Raw genomic sequence first — 19,461 nt, forward strand, 5'->3', positions numbered from 1 at the left:
CTCATTTTCTGTTCATTTCCTGCTGAAGTTTGATTAATAATTTTTCGAAATCGGCTGTCTCCTCTTCCGAAAACGCTTCTAACATGTTTTCAAGATAATCCTGTCTTTTTTGAATAACCTCCTGGATGATCCGTTCTCCTTCCGATAAAAGACGAATCCGGACGACACGCCTGTCTGACGGGTCTTTCACCCGTTCAACAAGGTTGTTTTTCTCCATTCGGTCAATTAAATCTGTCGTGGTGCTGCACGCCAGATACATTTTTTGGGATAATTCGCCGATCGTCATGTCCCCGTATTCATACAGCCACTGCAGACCGACAAACTGGGGAGGTGTAATCGTATATTGGGTAAGAATTTCTCTTCCTTTTTGCTTAATGATGCCCGCGATATGGCGGAGAGATTTCTCAATATCTGCAATGTGATTCAAAGAAGCTTTTGAATTCATGTCCTCTACCTCGCTCAACTCGTTGTTTTGTTTGCAAAACACTTGAGTCTATTTTCCTTCTTTTCTACAGAAATTGCAAGGCTTCAACATGAATATACAACTTGCGCGGGCAAAACAAATAACCGGTTCCCTTCTTATTCAAGAAGGAATACCGGCTCAATTTAGAGCTCTAGCTCACCCATTCGAAGAAGTTCAACAACAGCTTGCGAACGGCCTTTCACACCCAATTTTTGCATTGCATTGGATATGTGATTACGAACAGTCTTTTCACTTATAAAGAGCTCGCTTGCGATTTCCTTTGTTGTCTTGTCTTGAACGAGCAATTCGAACACTTCTCTTTCTCTTTTTGTTAGCAGCGGCTTTGATTGAAACTCTTTCTCCTTCAAGTATTGTAACCCTCCTTGCTAAGGTGAGAGCTGATCTGAAACGAATGGGTTTCGATATAGTCGTGATATCATATGAAGCAAGCGCAAGGTCGGTGACGTTTCTGAAGGAGAAAAGGGGCCGCTTCTGCACCTATTTTTTTGGCGAAAACGATTGGCAGGCGTACAGGGTCACCCGCCTCTGGCTCCACTGGAAGTGTTTAAGGTAAGCATTTCATGATCCAGGCGATCAGCCGCCATCTTTTTGTAATATATGCATGTGATTTCTTTTTTTGAACAGCCCCGATGATTTGTGCGGCAGCCTTTTCAGGAGAAGCCGCCCAGAACAGCTTTTCTCCCTTAGCAAGTTTTGTTTGCACAAAGCCGGGCTGAATATCGGTCACATATATGTCAGCGTATCCGCGCTTGTTCATTTTTTGTCTAAGGCCTTGCAAATAATTTGAGACGAACGCTTTTGAGGCGCTGTAGATAACGGCTGATCCATTGCCTCTCAAAGCGGCAACAGATGAGATGCCGATCAAATGGCCGCTTCTGTTTTCCGTGAAATGATCCACAAACACGTTTGCACAGGAAATAAAGCCGGACACATTGACATCAATCGTTTCTCTTTCCTTTTGCGGGTCCATCTCGCTTTCCAAATAGCCGACACCTGAACAGATGAAAACCGCATCCACCCTTCCCATCTCAAAAATCAGATCGTTTAACTGCATCTTCGCACGTTCACCGTCAGCCACGTCTATCTTTTTGATATACGAATGACCCGGCAGTGCATCCCGCAATTTGACAAGCCGCTCTTTCCGTCTTGCGGCAAGTCCTAATATTACGCCTTCCGCTGACAGCCTTTCCGCCAGCGCTTTGCCGATTCCGGAGCTGGCGCCGATGATGACCGCTTTTTTCATCTCGTTCTCCTTACAGATTATTTCTCAGGAAATGAGTTAATGCCCAAGCCATTTCACTTTTTGTTCATCTGTCCAGTTTTCTGGCTTCCCTGTATCTTTTGCAATCTGCACCATGACAGCCTTTCCGGTGAAACACGGCTCACCGGCGTCATTAATCGCCAAGTAGTGAAGCGTAAGCGAGGCATTGCCGACAGCTGCCGTTTTGACGCCGATCTTTAAATTCTCGTGCAGCATCACCTGCCGAAAATAATCGCATTGCTGGCTGGCGACAACGGGAATCGTCCGGCTCTCTCCAAGACGATCCATTGTCTGAAGGTGTTTAAAATAAGAAATGCGTGCTTCTTCAAAATAAATAAACGGTGTCACATTGTTCATATGACCGAACATATCCGTTTCCGAAAAACGGACGGACACTTCATCAAAAAAAGAAAATGACCGGCACCATTTCTCAAACGGTTCCTCAATATATTCCGGCAGCTTCAATGTTTTCCATCCCCTTTTCATCATGAAAACACCTCTTCAAACTGAAGAGGTGCGTTTTCCAATTATTCTGTGTTGTCGCTTCCAAAGAAGTTTTTAAACGCCTGCACGGTTGTATCCCTGTTTAAAGCAGCGATTGATGTCGTAAGCGGAATTCCTTTCGGACATGACTGCACACAGTTTTGCGAATTTCCGCATTCCGCCAGTCCGCCGTCTCCCATAATCGCTTCAAGCCGCTCAGACTTGTTCATCGCTCCTGTCGGATGAGTGTTGAATAAGCGTACCTGTGAAAGCGGAGCAGGTCCGATAAAGTTCGTTTTGTCATTGACGTTTGGACAAGCTTCAAGGCAAACGCCGCACGTCATGCATTTTGACAGTTCATAAGCCCACTGCCGTTTCTTTTCAGGCATTCTCGGTCCAGGACCCAAATCGTATGTGCCATCGATCGGAATCCATGCTTTAACCTTCTTCAACGAATCGAACATCCGGCTCCGGTCGACCTGAAGGTCGCGGACAACGGGGAATGTTTTCATCGGTTCGAGACGAATCGGCTGTTCAAGCTTATCGACCAGCGCAGTACACGATTGTCTCGGCTTTCCGTTAATGACCATGGAGCAAGCGCCGCATACTTCTTCAAGGCAGTTCATATCCCATGCAATCGGCGTTGTTTTTTCCCCTTTTGCATTAACCGGATTCCTTCTGATTTCCATTAAAGCGGAAATGACGTTCATGTTCGGACGGTAAGCAAGTTCAAATTCTTCCTGATAAGAGTCGGAATCTGCCGTATCCTGACGAGTGATGATAAACTTGATTGTCTTATTTTCACTCATGATTTCGCCACCTTTTTCTTCGAGTAATCCCGTTTGCGCGGCGCGATTAATGAAACATCGACATCCTCATAATGGAATTTCGGAGCTTCAGTATCGCCTGCATGTTTCGCCATTGTCGTTTTCAGCCATTCTTCATCATTTCGTTCAGGGAAATCCGGTTTGTAATGGGCTCCGCGGCTTTCGTTCCTGTTGTATGCACCGAGCGTGATCACCCTTGCCAGCTGCAGCATGTTTTTCAGCTGACGGGTAAAGACAGCGCCTTGGTTGCTCCATTTTGCCGTGTCATTAATATCGATGTTCTGATAGCGCTCCATCAGCTCCTGGATTTTTTCATCCGTCCGCAGAAGCTTGTCATTGTGGCGCACAACCGTCACATTGTCGGTCATCCACTCGCCAAGCTCTCTGTGAAGGACGTAAGCATTTTCTTTGCCGTCCATCTTCATGATGTCCGCCCATTTTTCTTCCTCTTGTTTGACATAGGCATCGTAAATAGAGGAAGATAAATCCTCGGCGGATGCTTCCAGCCCTTGTACGTATTTCACCGCATTTGGACCAGCCACCATGCCGCCGTAGATGGCGGACAAGAGCGAGTTCGCCCCGAGGCGGTTTCCTCCGTGCATGGAATAATCGCACTCTCCCGCGGCAAACAGCCCTGGAATGTTCGTCATTTGATCATAGTCAACCCATAAGCCGCCCATTGAGTAATGGACCGCAGGGAAAATTTTCATCGGCAGCTTGCGCGGGTCGTCGCCCATAAATTTCTCATAGATTTCGATAATGCCGCCAAGCTTAATGTCAAGCTCTTTCGGATCTTTATGGGAAAGATCAAGGTAAACCATGTTTTCGCCGTTGATTCCGAGTTTCTGTCTGACGCAGACATCGAAAATTTCGCGTGTCGCGATATCGCGCGGGACGAGGTTTCCGTATGCCGGATATTTTTCCTCAAGGAAATACCAAGGTTTACCGTCTTTGTATGTCCAGACTCGTCCTCCTTCACCGCGCGCCGATTCGCTCATCAGCCTGAGCTTGTCGTCCCCCGGAATCGCCGTCGGGTGAATCTGGATGAATTCTCCGTTCGCGTAATACGCTCCCTGCTGATAGACGACCGAAGCCGCTGATCCCGTATTGATCATGGAGTTCGTCGATTTTCCGAAAATGATGCCCGGTCCGCCGGATGCCATGATGACGGCGTCCGAACGGAAAGAATCGATTTCCATTGTCGTTAAATTCTGAGCGACAATCCCTCGGCACTTGCCGTCATCGTCAAGCACCGCTCCAAGGAACTCCCAGCCTTCATATTTTGAAACAAGCCCTGCGACTTCATAGCGGCGAACCTGTTCATCAAGCGCATACAAAAGCTGCTGTCCTGTCGTTGCACCAGCATACGCCGTTCTGTGGTGCTGCGTTCCTCCGAAACGCCGGAAATCGAGCAGCCCTTCCGGCGTTCTGTTGAACATGACGCCCATGCGGTCGAGCAGATGGATGATCGAAGGCGCGGCTTCACACATTGCTTTGACCGGCGGCTGGTTGGCCAAAAAGTCGCCGCCGTATACCGTATCGTCAAAATGCTCCCACGGAGAGTCGCCTTCACCTTTCGTATTGACCGCACCGTTGATTCCGCCCTGCGCACATACAGAATGTGAGCGCTTTACCGGAACGATGGAAAATAATTTTACATTTGTTCCTGCTTCCGCAGCTTTAATGGTCGCCATCAGACCCGCAAGTCCTCCGCCGACAACGATGATGCTTGAATTGCTCATGCCAGCCCCACTCCCTCTAGTAATCTAGTTCTTTTACACAAATGCCAAAATCGCTCTCAGCCCTACATAGGACAGCACAACAAAGACTCCCATTGTCACAAACGTAGCGATTCGCTGCGAACGCGGAGAAACGGTAATTCCCCAAGTAACCGCAAACGACCATAAACCGTTTGAAAAGTGGAAGATTGTTGAGAGGACACCTACAATGTAAAAGCCGAGCATGATCGGGGAGCTCAAAATATCAGCCATCATGTCAAAGTTTACTTCAGCCCCCATTTGGGCGGCGATCCGCGTTTCCCAGACATGCCAGCTGACGAAAATTAACGTAATGATTCCTGTGACACGCTGCAGAACGAACATCCAGTTTCTAAAAAATCCGAATCTGCCCGCATTGCTTTTCGCTGTAAACGCTATGTACACACCATAAACGGCATGGTAAATCAGCGGAAGGAAAATCACAAAGATTTCCAAAGCGTACCTAAACGGCAGGTTTTCCATAAAATGAGCGGCATTGTTAAACGCCTCTTCTCCGCTTGCCGCAAAATGGTTGACAACTAAATGCTGAATCAAAAAAATGCCCACCGGTATAACGCCAAGCAAAGAATGCAGTCTTCGATACACAAATTCTCTGTTCCCGGCCATTGCTTAACCCCCTAGTTGAAAAGTGCCGTAAAAATGAATGGTCTCCTATCCCCCGTCCTGTTTCAAATATCGCACTTTGTTAAGTTTTTATGACAATTTCATTTTACTCCTATGAGAAATAGGCGTCAAGAAAACGCGTACATAAATTGAAATTTTCTAAAATTTAATCATATTTTTGAAAATTTTATTTTATCAAAATATAAATATATCAGATTTTTTTCTTTTCAAACGCATCTCTCCGCTGTCATCTTCCCCCCCGTTTGGGCTATAATAAACGGAGGAAAGAGGGGAGACATTGGACAATGAACAAATATGAAGCAAATTTAGCGCAATTAAAAGATCTGGAAGTCTCCGCATATGGATATGAGCTGATCAGGGAAGTGCTGCTTCCCGATATGCTGGGACAAGAGTACGCAGATATGATGTATTGGGCCGGCAAAAACTTGGCCCGCAAATTCCCGCTTGATTCATGGGAGGATATCCCTGGATTTTTTCATGATGCAGGCTGGGGAACGCTTGCGATCGTCCATTCAAAAAAGCAGGAGCTCGAATTTGAACTGGAAGGCCCTTTGGTCTCCAATCGCCTCAAATATCAGAAAGAGCCCTGCTTCCAGCTTGAAGCCGGGTTTATCGCCGAGCAGATCCAGCTGTTGAATGAGCATATTGCCGAATCGTATGAGCAGGTGAAAAAAAGAGCCGGAAAAGTTGTGTTGACAGTCAAATGGGATATGAAAGATCCGGCATGATAATCGAAAGGCTGCATTTTCAGCAGCCTTTTTCAATAAAGCCTAAATCAACGCGCGCTTATTCAATCGGCTGTTGACAATGTCCACAGTCTTCCAACACCAATGTTATCGTCATGCAGAATCTTGATTTTTGTGTATGTGTTCCCTCGCTTTCTGTATAAATTGTTCTTCAATTTTGAGAAGCAATGTATTGCGTTTAAAAATGTCAGAGCTTAATTCGTTAATATACAGATCTTTTGCCTTATCATCATGATCGATGATGGAATTGCGCTTCAGCCTGTTTAAACGGTCGTCATCTCCAGCAATCAGCTTTGAATACAGCTTCCCTGTCTCTTCTTTGTTATTTTCTATCAATAAATTGATTTCTTCCAAATAAGCAATTGCGTTCAGAACAGACCTTTTTTGTTTATTTTTAATGGAGCCGAGCCCTTCCGCTTCTAATTCATTCAAGACATTTTGAAATATCTCGAGCCTTTTGCGGCTCTCCATATCAAACTTCACTTGCATAAAATATAAATAAAAAAACAATGCATGCAGACAGGTCAGGCTCAATTTTCCAATGGAGGCATCCTTCTCTTGCTGCAGTTCTTCCTCCAATTCCTTCAGCAAAAAATCAAATTGCTTCTCCGTTTTATATGACAGCAATTCCACGTTCAGAAAATGCAGTTTTGCATACAGGCTATTGGTTAAAATCGACAATACAGCCAATCCGTCCGTAAATAACAATGTGACTGTCCCTATTACATATGAGAACATGCCAAAATATAAAGCATATTCATGATGAGGTATAAAGTTCAGAAAGATCCATCCCGTCAAGAAGCTTGTGAGTGGACCACCCAGCAGACCCGCGACGAATTTCCCCTTTTCTTTTTAATACGTTTTTTTGTTTTTAATGGATTTACCATATAAAAAAACTGCACCGCCAAAATATTTGTGTTTCCATCGAAATGTTATTTTCTTATTTTTAAACATGATGAATGGTCCGACTGCCAGCCATTGTACATGATGCCTGACGATGCATCCGAAAAGAACGTGCCCCAGCTCATGTACAACAATGCTGGCAATAGCTGCCACGAACACTGGACCTATTGTATGTATTAATGCAGTCATAATGTAATTCCTTTCTCCGCCCTTATTATGGTAATTGTAGCACACCCCGCCCTCGGGCAAAAAAGAAACCCTAGAGAGAGCTCTAGGATTATTTTTATTTGGCAGCCACGCTTATTTTCGATAGTTCAAACGCATCATGAAGCGCTTCAACAGCTTTCACCATGTCGCTGTCACTGATGACGGTGGAGACTTTGATCTCGGACGTGCTCACCATTTTGACCTGGATGTTCTTCTCTGCCAGCACCGCAAACATTTCCGCGGCTACGCCCGGGTTTGAGATCATGCCGGAGCCGACGATCGACACTTTGGCGAGCCTGTTTTCCGTCTCGATCTGTTCGTAGTCGAGCGCGTCTTTGTATTCTTCAAGCACTTCTACCGTTCTGGACAGGTCTTCCGTTTTCACTGAGAAAGAAATCGACGTTTTGCTTGTGGCTGTCACCGATTGAATGATGATGTCCACGTTGATGTTCTGTTTAGCGAGCGTTGTAAAAATCGTTGACAGCGTCGTCAGGCCGCTCGCCAGGCCGCATACGGTCACGCGTGTGATCTGATCTTCAAATGCAATTCCTCTTACGATTAAATTCTGCTCCATGGATGATTCCTCCTCGATTAATGTGCCTGCTTCTTTTTCCATGCTTGAGCGCACTTCCAGCGGCACCTGATAGTTCTTTGCAAATTCGACGGCTCGCGGGTGCAGGACGCCTGCTCCAAGGTTGGCAAGCTCAAGCATTTCATCATAGGAGATTCCGGCAAGCTTCCGCGCTGTTTTCACATAGCGGGGATCGGTTGTGAAAACCCCCGGTACATCGGTGTAAATATCGCATTTATCGGCTTTCAGGGCTGCTGCGAGGGCAACGGCTGTCGTATCTGATCCGCCTCTGCCGAGCGTTGTGATTTCGCCTTCCGCTGTCGTGCCCTGGAATCCGGCGACAACGGCGATTTTCCCTTCATTCAGGCGCTCTTTCAGCTTGTCTGTATCAATGTTCGTAATCCTTGCGTTACCGTGAATATTTTCGGTCTCGATGCCGGCCTGCCAGCCTGTATATGAAACCGCATCATACCCTTTTTCCTCTAAAGCCATTGTTAATAAAGAAATCGTCACCTGCTCTCCTGTGGAAAGCAGCATATCCATTTCCCGCCGGCTCGGCTGATCTGTGATTTCCCTGGCAAGTGCGACGAGGGAATCCGTCGATTTTCCCATGGCGGAAACAACGACGACGACGTCATGACCCCGCTTTTTTTCTTCGATGACCCGATTTGCGACATTCAAAATTTTTTCCACTGATCCGACGGAAGTTCCGCCAAATTTTTGGACGATGAGACCCATCAAATACCACCCTTTTTGTTTTCGTTCGTGCACGTTTATGTATGAAGAGGAAAGCCTTGATCTTCCGGCTTGTACGGTTTTAGCGTACAAAAAAAGCAATGAGAGAATTCCCTCATTGCTTGAATCAACAAAAACAGCCGATGATCTAAAACAACGAGATAGCTCTCCAAGAAAATGACTTTCTTGACAGCCCCACATTTGTTCAATGTAAAGCCAGCAGATAAAACGAATGGATTTTTACCCGCTTCGGCGACGCTCCCCTTTCAGCTTCCTTCTTTGAAATCCATCTTTCTCCGAAAGCCTACTCTTGAAGTTCGCACCTCTATCTTCACCATATAACACGATCTTATTATGAAATTAGTACAAATTCTATCAGATTCTTTTTAAAAATTCAACGTTATTTTTTCAAGGCCTCTATAATCAGCTGTGCGGTCTTCAGCGGAATTCCGGCACTGCGGATATCTTCGACAGTCGCTTCCTTCATTTTTTTGACGGAGCCAAAATGTTTTAACAGCAGCTTTTTCCGCTGCTCGCCGACACCCGGTATCCCGTCCAGCACCGATTGAAAAGCGCTTTTTCCCCTGAGCTGCCTGTGAAAGCTGATCGCAAACCGGTGCACTTCGTCCTGGATCCGCTGCAACAGGTAAAATTCCTGGCTGTTCCGTTCAAGCTGAACGATCTCAAGCGGATCACCGATCAAGAGGTTCGATGTTCTGTGCTTGTCGTCCTTCACCAAGCCGGCCACCGGGATGTCAAGGCCAAGTTCATTTTCAAGCACGTCGACCGCTGCTGAAACCTGCCCTTTTCCCCCGTCGATCAAAATCAAATCCGGGAGCGGCAGATTTTCTTTCAGCACCCTTGTATACCTTCTTTTAACGACCTCGCGCATTGAACCGTAGTCGTCAGGCCCTTCAACCGTCTTAATCTTATATTTCCGGTACTCTTTTTTATGCGGTTTTCCGTCGAGAAAGACGATCATGGCCGAAACCGGATCCGCTCCTTGAATATTCGAATTATCAAACGCCTCAATTCTATACGGCGTGTAGATGCCCAGCGCTTTGCCGAGCTTTTCAATCGCACCGATCGTCCGCTCTTCGTCGCGTTCGATGAGCAAAAACTTTTCTTTCAGGGCGAGCTTTGCGTTTTTATGGGCGAGAAGCAGGAGGTCTTTTTTCTGTCCCCTTTTCGGCTGGTGAACTTTCACGTCCAAAAGCTCCTCGATCATGTCCCTGTCTACGCTGTCGGGCACTAAAATTTCCTTCGGAAGGAAGTGATTGTTTTTCGAGTAGAACTGGCCGATGAATGTCAAAAATTCTTCATCCGCTTCCCTATACAGCGGAAACATGCTGACGTCTCTTTCAATCAGCTTCCCTTGCCTGATAAAAAAGACCTGTACACACATCCAGCCTTTATCATACGAATAGGCAAATACGTCGCGGTCGATCATATCGTTCATCGCCATTTTCTGCTTCTCCATCGTCGATTCGATGTGGGCAATCTGGTCGCGGTATTCCTTCGCCCGTTCAAACTGGAGGTTTTCAGATGCTTCGAGCATTTTGGCTTCAAGCTCTTTCTTGACTTCGTTATAGCCGCCTTTTAAAAAGCGTGTGATTTCTTCAGTGAGCTGCCTGTTTGTCTCTTCAGACACGTCATAGACACACGGTGCCAGGCATTGCCCGAGATGATAGTACAAACAGACGCGGTCGGGCAGCTTGGCGCATTTTCTGAGCGGGTAGAGACGGTCCAGCAGCTTTTTCGTTTCCCTTGCGGCCTGAACGTTTGGATAAGGACCGAAATAGCGGCCTTTATCTTTTTTGACTTTCCGCGTCACGATCAGCTTCGGATGGCGCTCATTGGTGATTTTGATAAACGGGTAGCTTTTATCGTCTTTCAGCATCACATTGTATTTCGGGTCGTACTTTTTGATTAAATTCATTTCCAGAATGAGAGCTTCGATGTTCGAGGATGTGACGATGTATTCAAAGTCTTCGATTTCGCTGACGAGCCGCTGTGTTTTTGCATCATGGGAGCCGCTGAAATAGGAGCGGACCCTGTTTTTTAAGATTTTCGCTTTCCCGACATAGATCACGGTCTCCTGCCGGTCTTTCATCAAGTAGCAGCCCGGCTGATCCGGAAGAAGGGCAAGCTTTTCTTTGATTGTTTTGTTCATCAAAAATCCTTCCTTATTTCGGCGTTTTTCTTCTTATAGTTTATCATGACCGACCACACGTTCGCTACAATTGGAGGAGTTGCTAAGAAAAAAGCGATCCCCTGGGAATCGCCTTTTCTCGTTCTATATTTTACAAATGCTTGTTGATCAGTTCTTCAAGCGCTTCTTTCGGTTTAAATCCGACAGATGTTTCAACCACTTCACCGTCTTTTAGTACGAGTAAAGTCGGGATGCTCATGACGCCGTATTTGCCGGCTGTTTCCTGGTTTTCGTCAACATCGATTTTGACGATTTTCAGTTTGTCTCCCATTTCTTGATCCAGCTCTTCAAGGACTGGCGCAATCATTTTGCAAGGTCCGCACCAAGGAGCCCAGAAGTCGGCAAGGACTACGCCTTCGCTTGTTTCAGTTGAAAAAGTTTGATCAGTTGCTTTTACGATAGCCATTCTTTCATTCCTCCAATTGTGAAATTATGCTTTTTAGTATAGCATCTCCCTTTGGTTCACGCTAACATAATGCTTGAATATACGTTTCCCCATCAGGCCGTGTTTTACACATGCACATATATCCCATTTTATTTGTCCGGCCGTCAAGATGTGCGATCAAAAAAGCCGGCGATCAGGCCGGCTTTTTTAAGTGCTGACACTCAGCTTTTTAAATTCTTCCGTCAAAAGCGGAACGACCTCAAACAGGTCTCCGACAATGCCGTAATCGGCGACTTTGAAGATGTCGGCTTCAGGATCTTTGTTGATGGCGACGATGATTTTGCTGTTTGACATCCCGGCAAGGTGCTGAATCGCTCCCGAAATGCCGCAGGCGATGTAAAGGTCCGGTGTGACGACCTTTCCGGTCTGGCCGATTTGCAGCGAATAGTCGCAGTAGTCCGCATCACACGCGCCTCTTGAAGCGCCTACAGCGCCGCCGAGCACATCGGCGAGCTCCTGAAGCGGCTTAAACCCGTCTGCGCTTTTCACACCGCGTCCGCCGGCAACGATGATTTTCGCTTCTGACAAGTCGACGCCTTCAGACGTTTTTTTGACGACATCGCGGATCACCGTTCTGATGTCCTGGATGCTGACTTCGGCTTTTTCAACAGCTCCGGTGCGCGCGTCATCTTTCGCGAGCGGTGCGATATTGTTCGGCCTGATCGTCGCAAAAATCATCTCGTCTTCAGAAATGATCCGTTCAAACGCTTTTCCAGAGTAGATCGGCCGTGTAAACACGGCGTTTCCGCCTGCCACCTCGACATCGATGGCATCTGAAATCAACCCTGTTCCCAAACGGGCCGCAAGCTTTGGAGACAGATCTTTTCCCATTGATGTATGGCCGATGATGAGCGCATCCGGTTTTTCTTTTTCCAGAATCGGCATCATCGCTTGTGCGAAGCCGTCCGATGTGTAGTGTTTCAGCATTGGATCCTCGGCTGTCAGCACTTTGTCGGCGCCGTAGCGGATCATATCATCCGCATGATTTGAAACGCTTTCACCGACCAGGATACCGATCACCTCTCCCCCTTCGGCAATCGTTTTTCCAGCGGCTATCGCTTCAAAGGTGACGTTTCTTAATGTGCCGTCCCGGCATTCTCCCAATACGATAACTTTTTTGCTCATATCATTTCCCCCTGTATGTTGATGACCGTGCTACTCCCCTTAAATCACTTTCGCTTCGCTTCTCAAAAGAGACACAAGATCTGCTGCCTGCTGCTTTGGCTCCCCTTCAAGAATCTTCCCGGCTTCTTTCTTCGGCGGTAAAAACCGTTCGATTGTTTTCGTTTTACTGGCGACATCGTCTTCATCCACATCGAGATCATCCAGCTCCAATTCTTCAAGCGGCTTTTTCTTCGCCTTCATGATTCCCGGAAGAGACGGATAGCGGGGCTCATTTAATCCCTGCTGAGCGGTGGCAACGATCGGCAGAGTCGTTTGCACCACCTCAAGATCGCCTTCTACATCGCGTTCTGCCTCAACATCCCTGCCGCTTACGGAAAGCTTAGTGATCGTTGTAAGGCACGGGATTCCAAGCAATTCAGCCAAGCGCGGCGCTACTTGTCCTGAGCCCCCGTCAATCGCCACATTTCCTCCGAGTATGATGTCGTATTCCTTCTCTTTCAAATAGTGAAAGAGGATGTGGGACGCCGTATATTGGTCGGCTTCTTCCAAATCGTCTTCGATATTGATCAGCACAGCTTTGTCACACCCCATCGCAAGCGCCGTCCTGAGCTCTTTTTCAGACTCCTCTTCACCGACCGTGACAACCGTAATCTCGCCGCCGTGCTGTTCCTTAAGCTGAAGCGCTTCTTCAATCGCGTATTCGTCGTACGGATTAATGATGAATTCCGCTCCGTCGGTTGCGATTTCCCCTTGTTCTATCTGAATTTTCTCCTCTGTGTCAAACGTGCGTTTCATTAAGACATAAATGTTCATGCTCTTTTCATCCCCTTTGTTTTCACGCTTGTTATTTCCCTTTAAAGTGCGGCTTCCGCTTTTCGAGGAACGCCTGAATCCCTTCCTTCGCATCTTCGGACTGGAAGACTTCGCCGAAATACTTGCCCTCAAGCTTCAGGCTGCCTTCATAAGAGTAAACTTTGCCGGTATTCAAAAGCTCGATGACATAAGCCATGGTTTGCGGACTTTTCTCCGCAAATTTTTGCGCCAGCTCTTTTCCTTTCGTTAGCACTTCAGCTTCATCGGCGGCCAAAATGGTGACAAGGCCGTAATCAAAAGCTTCTTTCCCGGTAATCGGTTCTGATGTTCCGATCATCTCAAGGGCTTTCGCTGTTCCTACGTATTTCGGAAGGCGCTGTGTGCCGGCGAATCCCGGAATGATGCCAAGGTTCAGCTCTGGAAGGCCGAGCTTGGCATTTTCCTCGGCAATCCGGATGTGACAGGCCATTGCGAGTTCAAGCCCGCCTCCGAGGGCAGCTCCATGTATGGCGGCAATAATCGGCTTTGGAAAAGACTCCACTTTTTCAAAGATTTGCTGACCCTTATCTGCAAGACCGGCAGAATCAGATCCATCCATCAATGATGTAAATTCCTTAATATCGGCACCCGCTGAGAAAAACCTTCCTTCTCCGTGAATGATGACGCTTCTGACCTGTTGATCTTCGGCAAGTTCATCAAGAGCAGCCGAAAGATCCTCAAGGACTTTTGATGAAAGCGCATTGGCCGGCGGATGCTGGATCGTAATGACAGCGACATGTCCGTCTATGGATGTTTGTAATGTTGCCATGTTTATTCCCCCTCTTTCTTCGTTTCGCTGAAGCCATGTATCAGCAATTCATGAATGCTGTCTGCCAAATGAGGCAGATCGTATTTTTGGTCATTCATCACCCAGGTTGTCACCGTTTCATCCACTGTGCCGAAAATCATCTGTTTCGCTAAGCGGACATCGAGCGATTTTTTGAATTCGCCCGCTTCTTTTCCTTCTGTGATGATGTCTTCCAAAATCATTAAGTAGCCTTTCAAAATTTCATTGATTTTCAGCCGCAGCTCGCGATGGGACTGCCTCAGCTCAAGCTGGGTGACAATCGCCAGGTGCCGGTCGCTGCTCAGCAGTTGAAAGTGCTTTTTGATGAACAAAGACAGCTTCTCTGTCGCCGAATTTTTCGCTTTCATTTCTTCGTTCATTTGCTCGATAAACTGGCCCATTTTCTCTTTAAACAGTGAGATGAGAATGTCCTCTTTGTTTTTGAAATAAAGATAGATGGTGCCGTCGGCCACACCTGCCTGCTTGGCAATCTTGGAAACCTGAGCCTGATGGTATCCGTTTTCTGCAATCACAATGACAGCTGCATCAATAATCTGCATATACTTTGGTCTCTTCTGTTTCAATTGGCTTCGTTCCTTTCCCATTAATGAATGAGGATTCATTCATGATTTAATCGTAAATAAATCCGCAGGCTTTGTCAAGATCAGAACATGAAATTCCTTCTTCAGAGCCTTACATAAAAGCATGCCGCCAAAATCGACGGCAGACTCCGCTGTTCATACGTTTGCCTTTTCCTCATGGACCAGCGCTCGTCTTAAAATTTTCCCGACCGCCGTTTTCGGGAGTTCGTCCCTGAACTCATACACTTTCGGAACTTTATAGGGCGCCAGACGGGACCTGGCATATTCGTCCAATTCCTTCTCCGTTATTGTAGCATGATCTTTTAAAACAACAAAGGCTTTAACGGTTTCTCCTCTGTATTCGTCAGGGATGCCGCAGACAACGGCTTCCTGAATGGCCTCATGCTCATAGAGCACCTCTTCGATTTCGCGCGGGTAGATGTTAAACCCTCCTGCAATGATCACATCTTTCTTGCGGTCGACAATATAAAAGAAACCGTCTTTATCCATGTACCCGATGTCCCCGGTAAAAAACCATCCATCCCTGAGGGAAGCAGCGGTTTCTTCATCATTGTTCCAATAGCCTTTCATCACTTGAGGACCTTTGACGACGATTTCTCCATGCTCATAAGGCTCGAGAAAACCGGACGCATCATCCGAATAGATGGCGGCATCCGTGCCCGGCCATGGACAGCCGATGCTTCCCGCTTTATTCAGATCCCAAATAAAATTGGCATGGGTGACCGGGGATGTTTCAGATAATCCATATCCTTCAACAAGCTTTCCTCCCGTCACTTTTTCAAATTGCTGCTTGACTTCAACTGGAAGCGCGGCTGATCCGCTTAAACAGCATTTAATCGATGAAAGATCATATTGATGGATCTCGGGATGGTTCAAGAGAGCAATATAAATCGTGGGTGCGCCCGGAAATATGGTCGGCTTTTCTCTATCGATCGTCTTCAGCGCCGTACGCGCGTCAAACCTTGGCAAAAGGACCATTTCATAACCTTGCTTGATCGTGAAGTTTAAGACCGCCGTCATTCCGTATACGTGGAAAAACGGAATGATCCCGAGCACTTTTTCTTCGCCTTTTTTCAATTTGTAAAACCAGGCGGCACACATTTCCATATTGGCTAATATATTGCGGTGGGTGAGCATCACGCCTTTTGGCGTCCCTGTGGTGCCTCCGGTATACTGAAGGACGGCAATGTCGTGTGCGGGATCAATATCAATGGCTGGCGGATCGTCGGGAGCCGGGCGCTTCATGATTGTGCGAAAAAGGTGGGTCGTGTCATTTTCGAAGATTTCAACCGTCATCTGGTTCTGCTTTTTTTGGACAAACGGATACAGCAGGTTTTTAGGAAAAGGCAGATATTCTTTAATGCTTGTTGCAATGATATGCTTCAAATTTGTTAACGCTTTCATTTTATATGCCGCCGGATACAGCACATCGAGCGTGATGATGATTTCCGCTCCGCTGTCCTGAAGCAAATGTTCAAGCTCCCTTTCTGTATAAAGAGGATTTGTCTGGACGATGATGCCTCCTGAGAAAAGCACCCCGTAATAGGCGATAACCGCCTGTGGACAGTTCGGCAGCATGATCGATACCCTGTCTCCTTTTTTCATGCCGAGGGACCATAAATAGTCTGCCATTTTTAAAGCTTCCTCGTATACCTGCCGATAGGATCGCTTCTTTCCGAGAAAGTGAATGGCTGTTTTTTCAGAAAACTGTTGGGCGGATTGCTGCAGGATGGATTGGAGCGTTTGATCATGAAACTCCAGGTCATGAGGAATTTGTTCAGGATAATGAAGCAGCCACGGTTTTTCAGTCGGCATAGGAGCCCCCCTTTAACAAATATAGTCTCAATTTCAGTATAGCAAAACAATATTCAGAAAGTAATGATTTTTTCAACTTTCAAAAAAGCCGCCCGGAAACCATGTACCGGGCGGCATTCTTCTTACATATAAAACACAATATAGATAAAGCCGATGATCATAAATATCCCTGCTGTGCAAAACAGGATTTTCGCTAATTTTTCCATGCTGATCCCCTTTAGATTCCGGAGGCTACGACAAATGACAGACCGACAGAGATGACGAATGAGATGAAGCCGACGGCGCGGTTGTCATTTTCAATCTCCTTGTCGATTTTAAAACGCGGCGTCAAAAATTCAAAAATGAAATAGCCGATGAGCAGCAGCATAAAACCAAATAATCCCCATCCCATCATTTGCAGCAGAGAATTGTGCTGACTGATCGATTTTTGCAGCACATTGGCGATGCCTAAAATTTTTCCGCCCGTGGCCATCGCCACAGCCAAGTTCCCTTTTTGAATTTGTTCCCAATTTTTATATGCGGTGACAAGCTCAAAGACAGACAAAAAGATCACCAGGCAAAGAACGGAAACACTGTAATAGGCGGCAATTTCGACGAGGTCGTTTTCCCAAAACTGTTTCATGCTTTCCAGACTCCCTTTTTTATTTTAATTCGACAATGGTGACTCCTGATCCTCCCTCTCCCGCTTCGCCGAACCGGGAGTTTTTCACATTGCGGTGGGATTTCAACAGGTCCTGAACGCCTTTTCTCAGAGCGCCTGTTCCTTTTCCATGGATGATCGACACCCTTGGATATCCGGCCAGCACCGCATCATCCAAATATTTTTCAACCCTGTGAAGCGCGTTTTCATACCGTTCTCCCCTGAGGTCGAGCTCAAGTGAGACATGATAATCCTTGCCTTTGACAGCGGCAATCGATTTTTGTTTTTCGGGCTCCGGCGCCGATTTCACAAACTCCAGATCCTTTTCCTTCACTTTCATCTTCAGGATGCCGATTTGCACATTCCATTCATCTGCACCCGTTTTTTCAAGCAGTGTCCCTTTTTGGCCAAAGGTCAAAACCTTGACTTCATCCCCCGGCTTCAAGGTGCGCTTATCCGTTGTTTTCTTCGCCGGCTTTTTCGTCTTTTCAAACGAAGGCACGGCTTCTTCAAGACGCTTTTTCGCCTCGATTAATTCATGGTCTTTAAACGCTTTATGGTCTTCTTTGATCATGCGCAGCGACTGGATGATCTCGTCTGCTTCCCGCATGGCTTCCTTGACTTTCTCGGCCGCTTTTTTCTCAGCTTCTTCATAGAGCCTGTCTTTTTGCTCCTGCCATTCGCTGAGCTGCTTCTGCAGGTCGCGGTGCAGGGCCGCGGCCTCCGTTCGGATCGCTTCGGTTTCGGCAAGCTCTGCTTCGGCGCGTTTTTTGCTGTCTTCAAGGGAGGCGATCATCGTATCGACTTCATTGTGCTCATCCGTCATCTCGGATTTGGCACGGCCGATCAAATGATCAGGCAGACCGAGGCGCTTCGAAATTTCAAAGGCATTGCTTCGGCCCGGCACACCGAGCAGCAGTTTATAGGTCGGGGACAATGTTTCAATATCAAACTCAACGCTCGCATTGATGACATCGCCGCGGTTATAGCCGTATGCTTTCAGCTCGGGATAGTGAGTCGTGGCAATCACGCGGGCGCCCGTCTGACAGACCTCGTCAAGGATGCTGATCGCAAGGGCCGCCCCCTCCTGCGGATCTGTTCCGGCCCCGAGTTCATCAAAGAGCACAAGGCTGTTTTCCGTCATGTCCTGCAATATATCGACAATGTTCACCATATGTGAAGAAAATGTACTTAAACTCTGTTCGATCGACTGTTCATCGCCGATATCGGCAAACACCTGGTCAAACACAGCGGTTTCCGAGCCTTCCCCGGCCGGCACATGCAGTCCGGACTGCGCCATAATCGTCAAGAGCCCGAGCGTTTTCAACGTCACCGTTTTCCCCCCTGTGTTAGGTCCGGTGATCACGATGGCTGTGTATTCTCCGCCGAGCTCGATATCGTTGGGAACGACCTCACCTTGGGGCAAAAGCGGATGGCGGGCTTGGATAAGGCGCACATAGCCGTCGGCATTGACAGCCGGTTTAACCGCTTTTGTCGCTTTTGCGTATTTCGCTTTGGCGAAAATAAAGTCAAGGGTTTGCAGGATGTTCACATCGTGAAAAAGCTCGTCCGTATGCTCTGCCGTTTTTTCTGTCAGCATCCGCAGAATCCGTTCGATCTCCTGTTTTTCTTTGACCTTTGCCTGGCGAAGCGAGTTGTTCATATCCACGATCACCTGTGGTTCGATAAACAGGGTCGCCCCGGAGGATGACTGATCATGCACAATTCCCCCGTAGCTTGATCTGTACTCCTGTTTCACGGGAATGACGAAGCGGTCGTTTCGAATCGTGATAATCGTGTCCGAGAGCATTTTTTGTGCGGAAGAAGACCGCAGCATCGCTTCCAGCCGGTCCCTGATTCTTGACTCAAGGGTCCTCAGCTGCGTCCTGATTCCCCGCAGTGTTTCTGACGCATGGTCAAGCACTTCTCCGTGGTCGTCGATGCAAGAATTGATGTCTTTTTCCAACTCAGAAAGCGGAATCAGCTGTTCCGCATACTGATGCAGAAAAGGGATCTCCACGCCGTCCTCAAACAAACCTTCAAGAAAATGCTTCATCTGTTTGGCGGCATATAAAAGCCCCGAAATCTCCGTAAACTCCCCAGGGCTTAACAGACTGCCGATTTCAGCTCTCCGCAACGCTTTTCTAATGTCTGTCAGGCCGCCGAACGGGGCGCTGCCTTTTAATCGCAGCACGGTCCCCGCCTCATCGACTTCTTCCTGCAGCTTACGGACTTCTTCCAGTGAAACCGAGGGCTTGAGCTCAAAAAGCATCTCCTTCCCTAAAGAAGAGGCCGCATGCTCTGCTAGCTGTTCTTTTACTTTATGAAATTCAAGTGCTGATAGCGCTTTTTGCTGCAAAATCA

The 19,461-nt window shown here is 47.2% G+C and carries 19 protein-coding genes and 1 riboswitch; of the genes, 1 reads left to right on the top strand and 18 read right to left on the bottom strand.

Going from position 1 to position 19,461, the window contains the following annotated elements; genetic code table 11:
• Position 1: 1 nt before the first annotated feature.
• From P3X63_RS15535 to P3X63_RS15565, 7 genes are all read right to left on the bottom strand, one after another.
• Positions 2 to 445 (bottom strand): MarR family winged helix-turn-helix transcriptional regulator, encoded by a 444-nt coding sequence (locus P3X63_RS15535; RefSeq protein WP_026588162.1) that lies wholly within the window; start codon positions 443 to 445, stop codon positions 2 to 4.
• Positions 446 to 606: 161 nt separating this feature from the next.
• Positions 607 to 831, bottom strand: a complete 225-nt coding sequence (gene gerE / locus P3X63_RS15540; protein ID WP_003184172.1) for a spore germination transcription factor GerE — start codon at positions 829 to 831, stop codon at positions 607 to 609.
• Between the two features lie 197 nt (positions 832 to 1,028).
• Positions 1,029 to 1,727: an SDR family NAD(P)-dependent oxidoreductase gene (locus P3X63_RS15545; protein ID WP_026588163.1), complete on the bottom strand. Its 699-nt coding sequence runs from the start codon at positions 1,725 to 1,727 to the stop codon at positions 1,029 to 1,031.
• Positions 1,728 to 1,763: 36 nt separating this feature from the next.
• Positions 1,764 to 2,210, bottom strand: a complete 447-nt coding sequence (locus tag P3X63_RS15550) for an acyl-CoA thioesterase (protein ID WP_026588164.1) — start codon at positions 2,208 to 2,210, stop codon at positions 1,764 to 1,766.
• 62 nt (positions 2,211 to 2,272) lie between these two features.
• On the bottom strand, positions 2,273 to 3,037 hold the full coding sequence (gene sdhB / locus P3X63_RS15555; protein WP_026588165.1) for a succinate dehydrogenase iron-sulfur subunit: 765 nt from the start codon (positions 3,035 to 3,037) through the stop codon (positions 2,273 to 2,275).
• Positions 3,034 to 4,797 carry a succinate dehydrogenase flavoprotein subunit gene (gene sdhA, locus P3X63_RS15560; RefSeq protein WP_277691368.1) on the bottom strand — a complete coding sequence of 588 codons (1,764 nt, stop codon included), beginning with the start codon at positions 4,795 to 4,797 and terminating at the stop codon, positions 3,034 to 3,036. The genes sdhB and sdhA overlap by 4 nt, the downstream gene beginning before the upstream one ends.
• A 33-nt stretch (positions 4,798 to 4,830) precedes the next feature.
• Positions 4,831 to 5,439, bottom strand: coding sequence for a succinate dehydrogenase cytochrome b558 subunit (locus P3X63_RS15565; RefSeq protein WP_026588167.1), 609 nt, complete (start codon positions 5,437 to 5,439; stop codon positions 4,831 to 4,833).
• A gap of 302 nt (positions 5,440 to 5,741) precedes the next feature.
• Here P3X63_RS15565 and P3X63_RS15570 point away from each other — a divergent pair, with 302 nt between their 5' ends.
• The gene (locus tag P3X63_RS15570; protein ID WP_277691369.1) at positions 5,742 to 6,185 is read left to right on the top strand and encodes a YslB family protein; all 444 of its coding nucleotides are present in this window, start codon (positions 5,742 to 5,744) and stop codon (positions 6,183 to 6,185) included.
• 111 nt (positions 6,186 to 6,296) lie between these two features.
• On the opposite strand, the gene P3X63_RS15575 is transcribed toward P3X63_RS15570, so the two are convergent.
• The 11 genes from P3X63_RS15575 to P3X63_RS15625 all read right to left on the bottom strand — a co-directional run bounded on the left by P3X63_RS15575 (position 6,297) and on the right by P3X63_RS15625 (position 19,456).
• A complete protein-coding gene (locus P3X63_RS15575) occupies positions 6,297 to 6,911 on the bottom strand; it encodes a hypothetical protein (RefSeq protein ID WP_277691370.1) in 615 nt (204 codons plus the stop codon).
• Between the two features lie 478 nt (positions 6,912 to 7,389).
• Positions 7,390 to 8,622, bottom strand: coding sequence for an aspartate kinase (locus tag P3X63_RS15580; protein ID WP_026588170.1), 1,233 nt, complete (start codon positions 8,620 to 8,622; stop codon positions 7,390 to 7,392).
• 151 nt (positions 8,623 to 8,773) lie between these two features.
• Positions 8,774 to 8,955, bottom strand: a riboswitch (Lysine riboswitch).
• A gap of 64 nt (positions 8,956 to 9,019) precedes the next feature.
• Positions 9,020 to 10,792, bottom strand: coding sequence for an excinuclease ABC subunit UvrC (gene uvrC, locus P3X63_RS15585; RefSeq protein ID WP_277691371.1), 1,773 nt, complete (start codon positions 10,790 to 10,792; stop codon positions 9,020 to 9,022).
• A gap of 130 nt (positions 10,793 to 10,922) precedes the next feature.
• Positions 10,923 to 11,237: a thioredoxin gene (trxA, locus tag P3X63_RS15590; protein WP_026588172.1), complete on the bottom strand. Its 315-nt coding sequence runs from the start codon at positions 11,235 to 11,237 to the stop codon at positions 10,923 to 10,925.
• 186 nt (positions 11,238 to 11,423) lie between these two features.
• A complete protein-coding gene (locus P3X63_RS15595; RefSeq protein WP_026588173.1) occupies positions 11,424 to 12,401 on the bottom strand; it encodes an electron transfer flavoprotein subunit alpha/FixB family protein in 978 nt (325 codons plus the stop codon).
• Positions 12,402 to 12,440: 39 nt separating this feature from the next.
• On the bottom strand, positions 12,441 to 13,214 hold the full coding sequence (locus P3X63_RS15600; protein WP_026588174.1) for an electron transfer flavoprotein subunit beta/FixA family protein: 774 nt from the start codon (positions 13,212 to 13,214) through the stop codon (positions 12,441 to 12,443).
• A 31-nt stretch (positions 13,215 to 13,245) separates the two neighbouring features.
• Positions 13,246 to 14,022: an enoyl-CoA hydratase gene (locus P3X63_RS15605; protein WP_026588175.1), complete on the bottom strand. Its 777-nt coding sequence runs from the start codon at positions 14,020 to 14,022 to the stop codon at positions 13,246 to 13,248.
• A 2-nt stretch (positions 14,023 to 14,024) separates the two neighbouring features.
• On the bottom strand, positions 14,025 to 14,624 hold the full coding sequence (locus P3X63_RS15610; protein ID WP_026588176.1) for a fatty acid metabolism transcriptional regulator FadR: 600 nt from the start codon (positions 14,622 to 14,624) through the stop codon (positions 14,025 to 14,027).
• A 153-nt stretch (positions 14,625 to 14,777) separates the two neighbouring features.
• Positions 14,778 to 16,457, bottom strand: a complete 1,680-nt coding sequence (locus tag P3X63_RS15615) for an AMP-binding protein (protein ID WP_277691375.1) — start codon at positions 16,455 to 16,457, stop codon at positions 14,778 to 14,780.
• A 217-nt stretch (positions 16,458 to 16,674) separates the two neighbouring features.
• Complete coding sequence (locus P3X63_RS15620) at positions 16,675 to 17,079, bottom strand: DUF350 domain-containing protein (RefSeq protein ID WP_026588178.1); 405 nt, start codon at positions 17,077 to 17,079, stop codon at positions 16,675 to 16,677.
• 19 nt (positions 17,080 to 17,098) lie between these two features.
• Positions 17,099 to 19,456 carry an endonuclease MutS2 gene (locus P3X63_RS15625; protein ID WP_077737187.1) on the bottom strand — a complete coding sequence of 786 codons (2,358 nt, stop codon included), beginning with the start codon at positions 19,454 to 19,456 and terminating at the stop codon, positions 17,099 to 17,101.
• Between the last annotated feature and the right edge of the window lie 5 nt (positions 19,457 to 19,461).

It is taken from the genome of Bacillus sp. HSf4, assembly GCF_029537375.1.
Classification (GTDB): Bacteria; Bacillota; Bacilli; order Bacillales; family Bacillaceae; genus Bacillus; species Bacillus sonorensis_A.

What these genes read in the sequence shown, in the direction of transcription:
- P3X63_RS15535 (WP_026588162.1), bottom strand. Translation starts at nt 445, where the DNA reads ATGAATTCAAAAGCTTCTTTGAATCACATTGCAGATATTGAGAAATCT.
- P3X63_RS15570 (WP_277691369.1), top strand. Translation starts at nt 5,742, where the DNA reads ATGAACAAATATGAAGCAAATTTAGCGCAATTAAAAGATCTGGAAGTC.
- P3X63_RS15600 (WP_026588174.1), bottom strand. Translation starts at nt 13,214, where the DNA reads ATGAACATTTATGTCTTAATGAAACGCACGTTTGACACAGAGGAGAAA.
- P3X63_RS15580 (WP_026588170.1), bottom strand. Translation starts at nt 8,622, where the DNA reads ATGGGTCTCATCGTCCAAAAATTTGGCGGAACTTCCGTCGGATCAGTG.
- P3X63_RS15620 (WP_026588178.1), bottom strand. Translation starts at nt 17,079, where the DNA reads ATGAAACAGTTTTGGGAAAACGACCTCGTCGAAATTGCCGCCTATTAC.
- uvrC (WP_277691371.1), bottom strand. Translation starts at nt 10,792, where the DNA reads ATGAACAAAACAATCAAAGAAAAGCTTGCCCTTCTTCCGGATCAGCCG.
- sdhA (WP_277691368.1), bottom strand. Translation starts at nt 4,797, where the DNA reads ATGAGCAATTCAAGCATCATCGTTGTCGGCGGAGGACTTGCGGGTCTG.
- trxA (WP_026588172.1), bottom strand. Translation starts at nt 11,237, where the DNA reads ATGGCTATCGTAAAAGCAACTGATCAAACTTTTTCAACTGAAACAAGC.
- P3X63_RS15595 (WP_026588173.1), bottom strand. Translation starts at nt 12,401, where the DNA reads ATGAGCAAAAAAGTTATCGTATTGGGAGAATGCCGGGACGGCACATTA.
- P3X63_RS15615 (WP_277691375.1), bottom strand. Translation starts at nt 16,457, where the DNA reads ATGCCGACTGAAAAACCGTGGCTGCTTCATTATCCTGAACAAATTCCT.
- P3X63_RS15565 (WP_026588167.1), bottom strand. Translation starts at nt 5,439, where the DNA reads ATGGCCGGGAACAGAGAATTTGTGTATCGAAGACTGCATTCTTTGCTT.
- P3X63_RS15545 (WP_026588163.1), bottom strand. Translation starts at nt 1,727, where the DNA reads ATGAAAAAAGCGGTCATCATCGGCGCCAGCTCCGGAATCGGCAAAGCG.
- sdhB (WP_026588165.1), bottom strand. Translation starts at nt 3,037, where the DNA reads ATGAGTGAAAATAAGACAATCAAGTTTATCATCACTCGTCAGGATACG.
- P3X63_RS15605 (WP_026588175.1), bottom strand. Translation starts at nt 14,022, where the DNA reads ATGGCAACATTACAAACATCCATAGACGGACATGTCGCTGTCATTACG.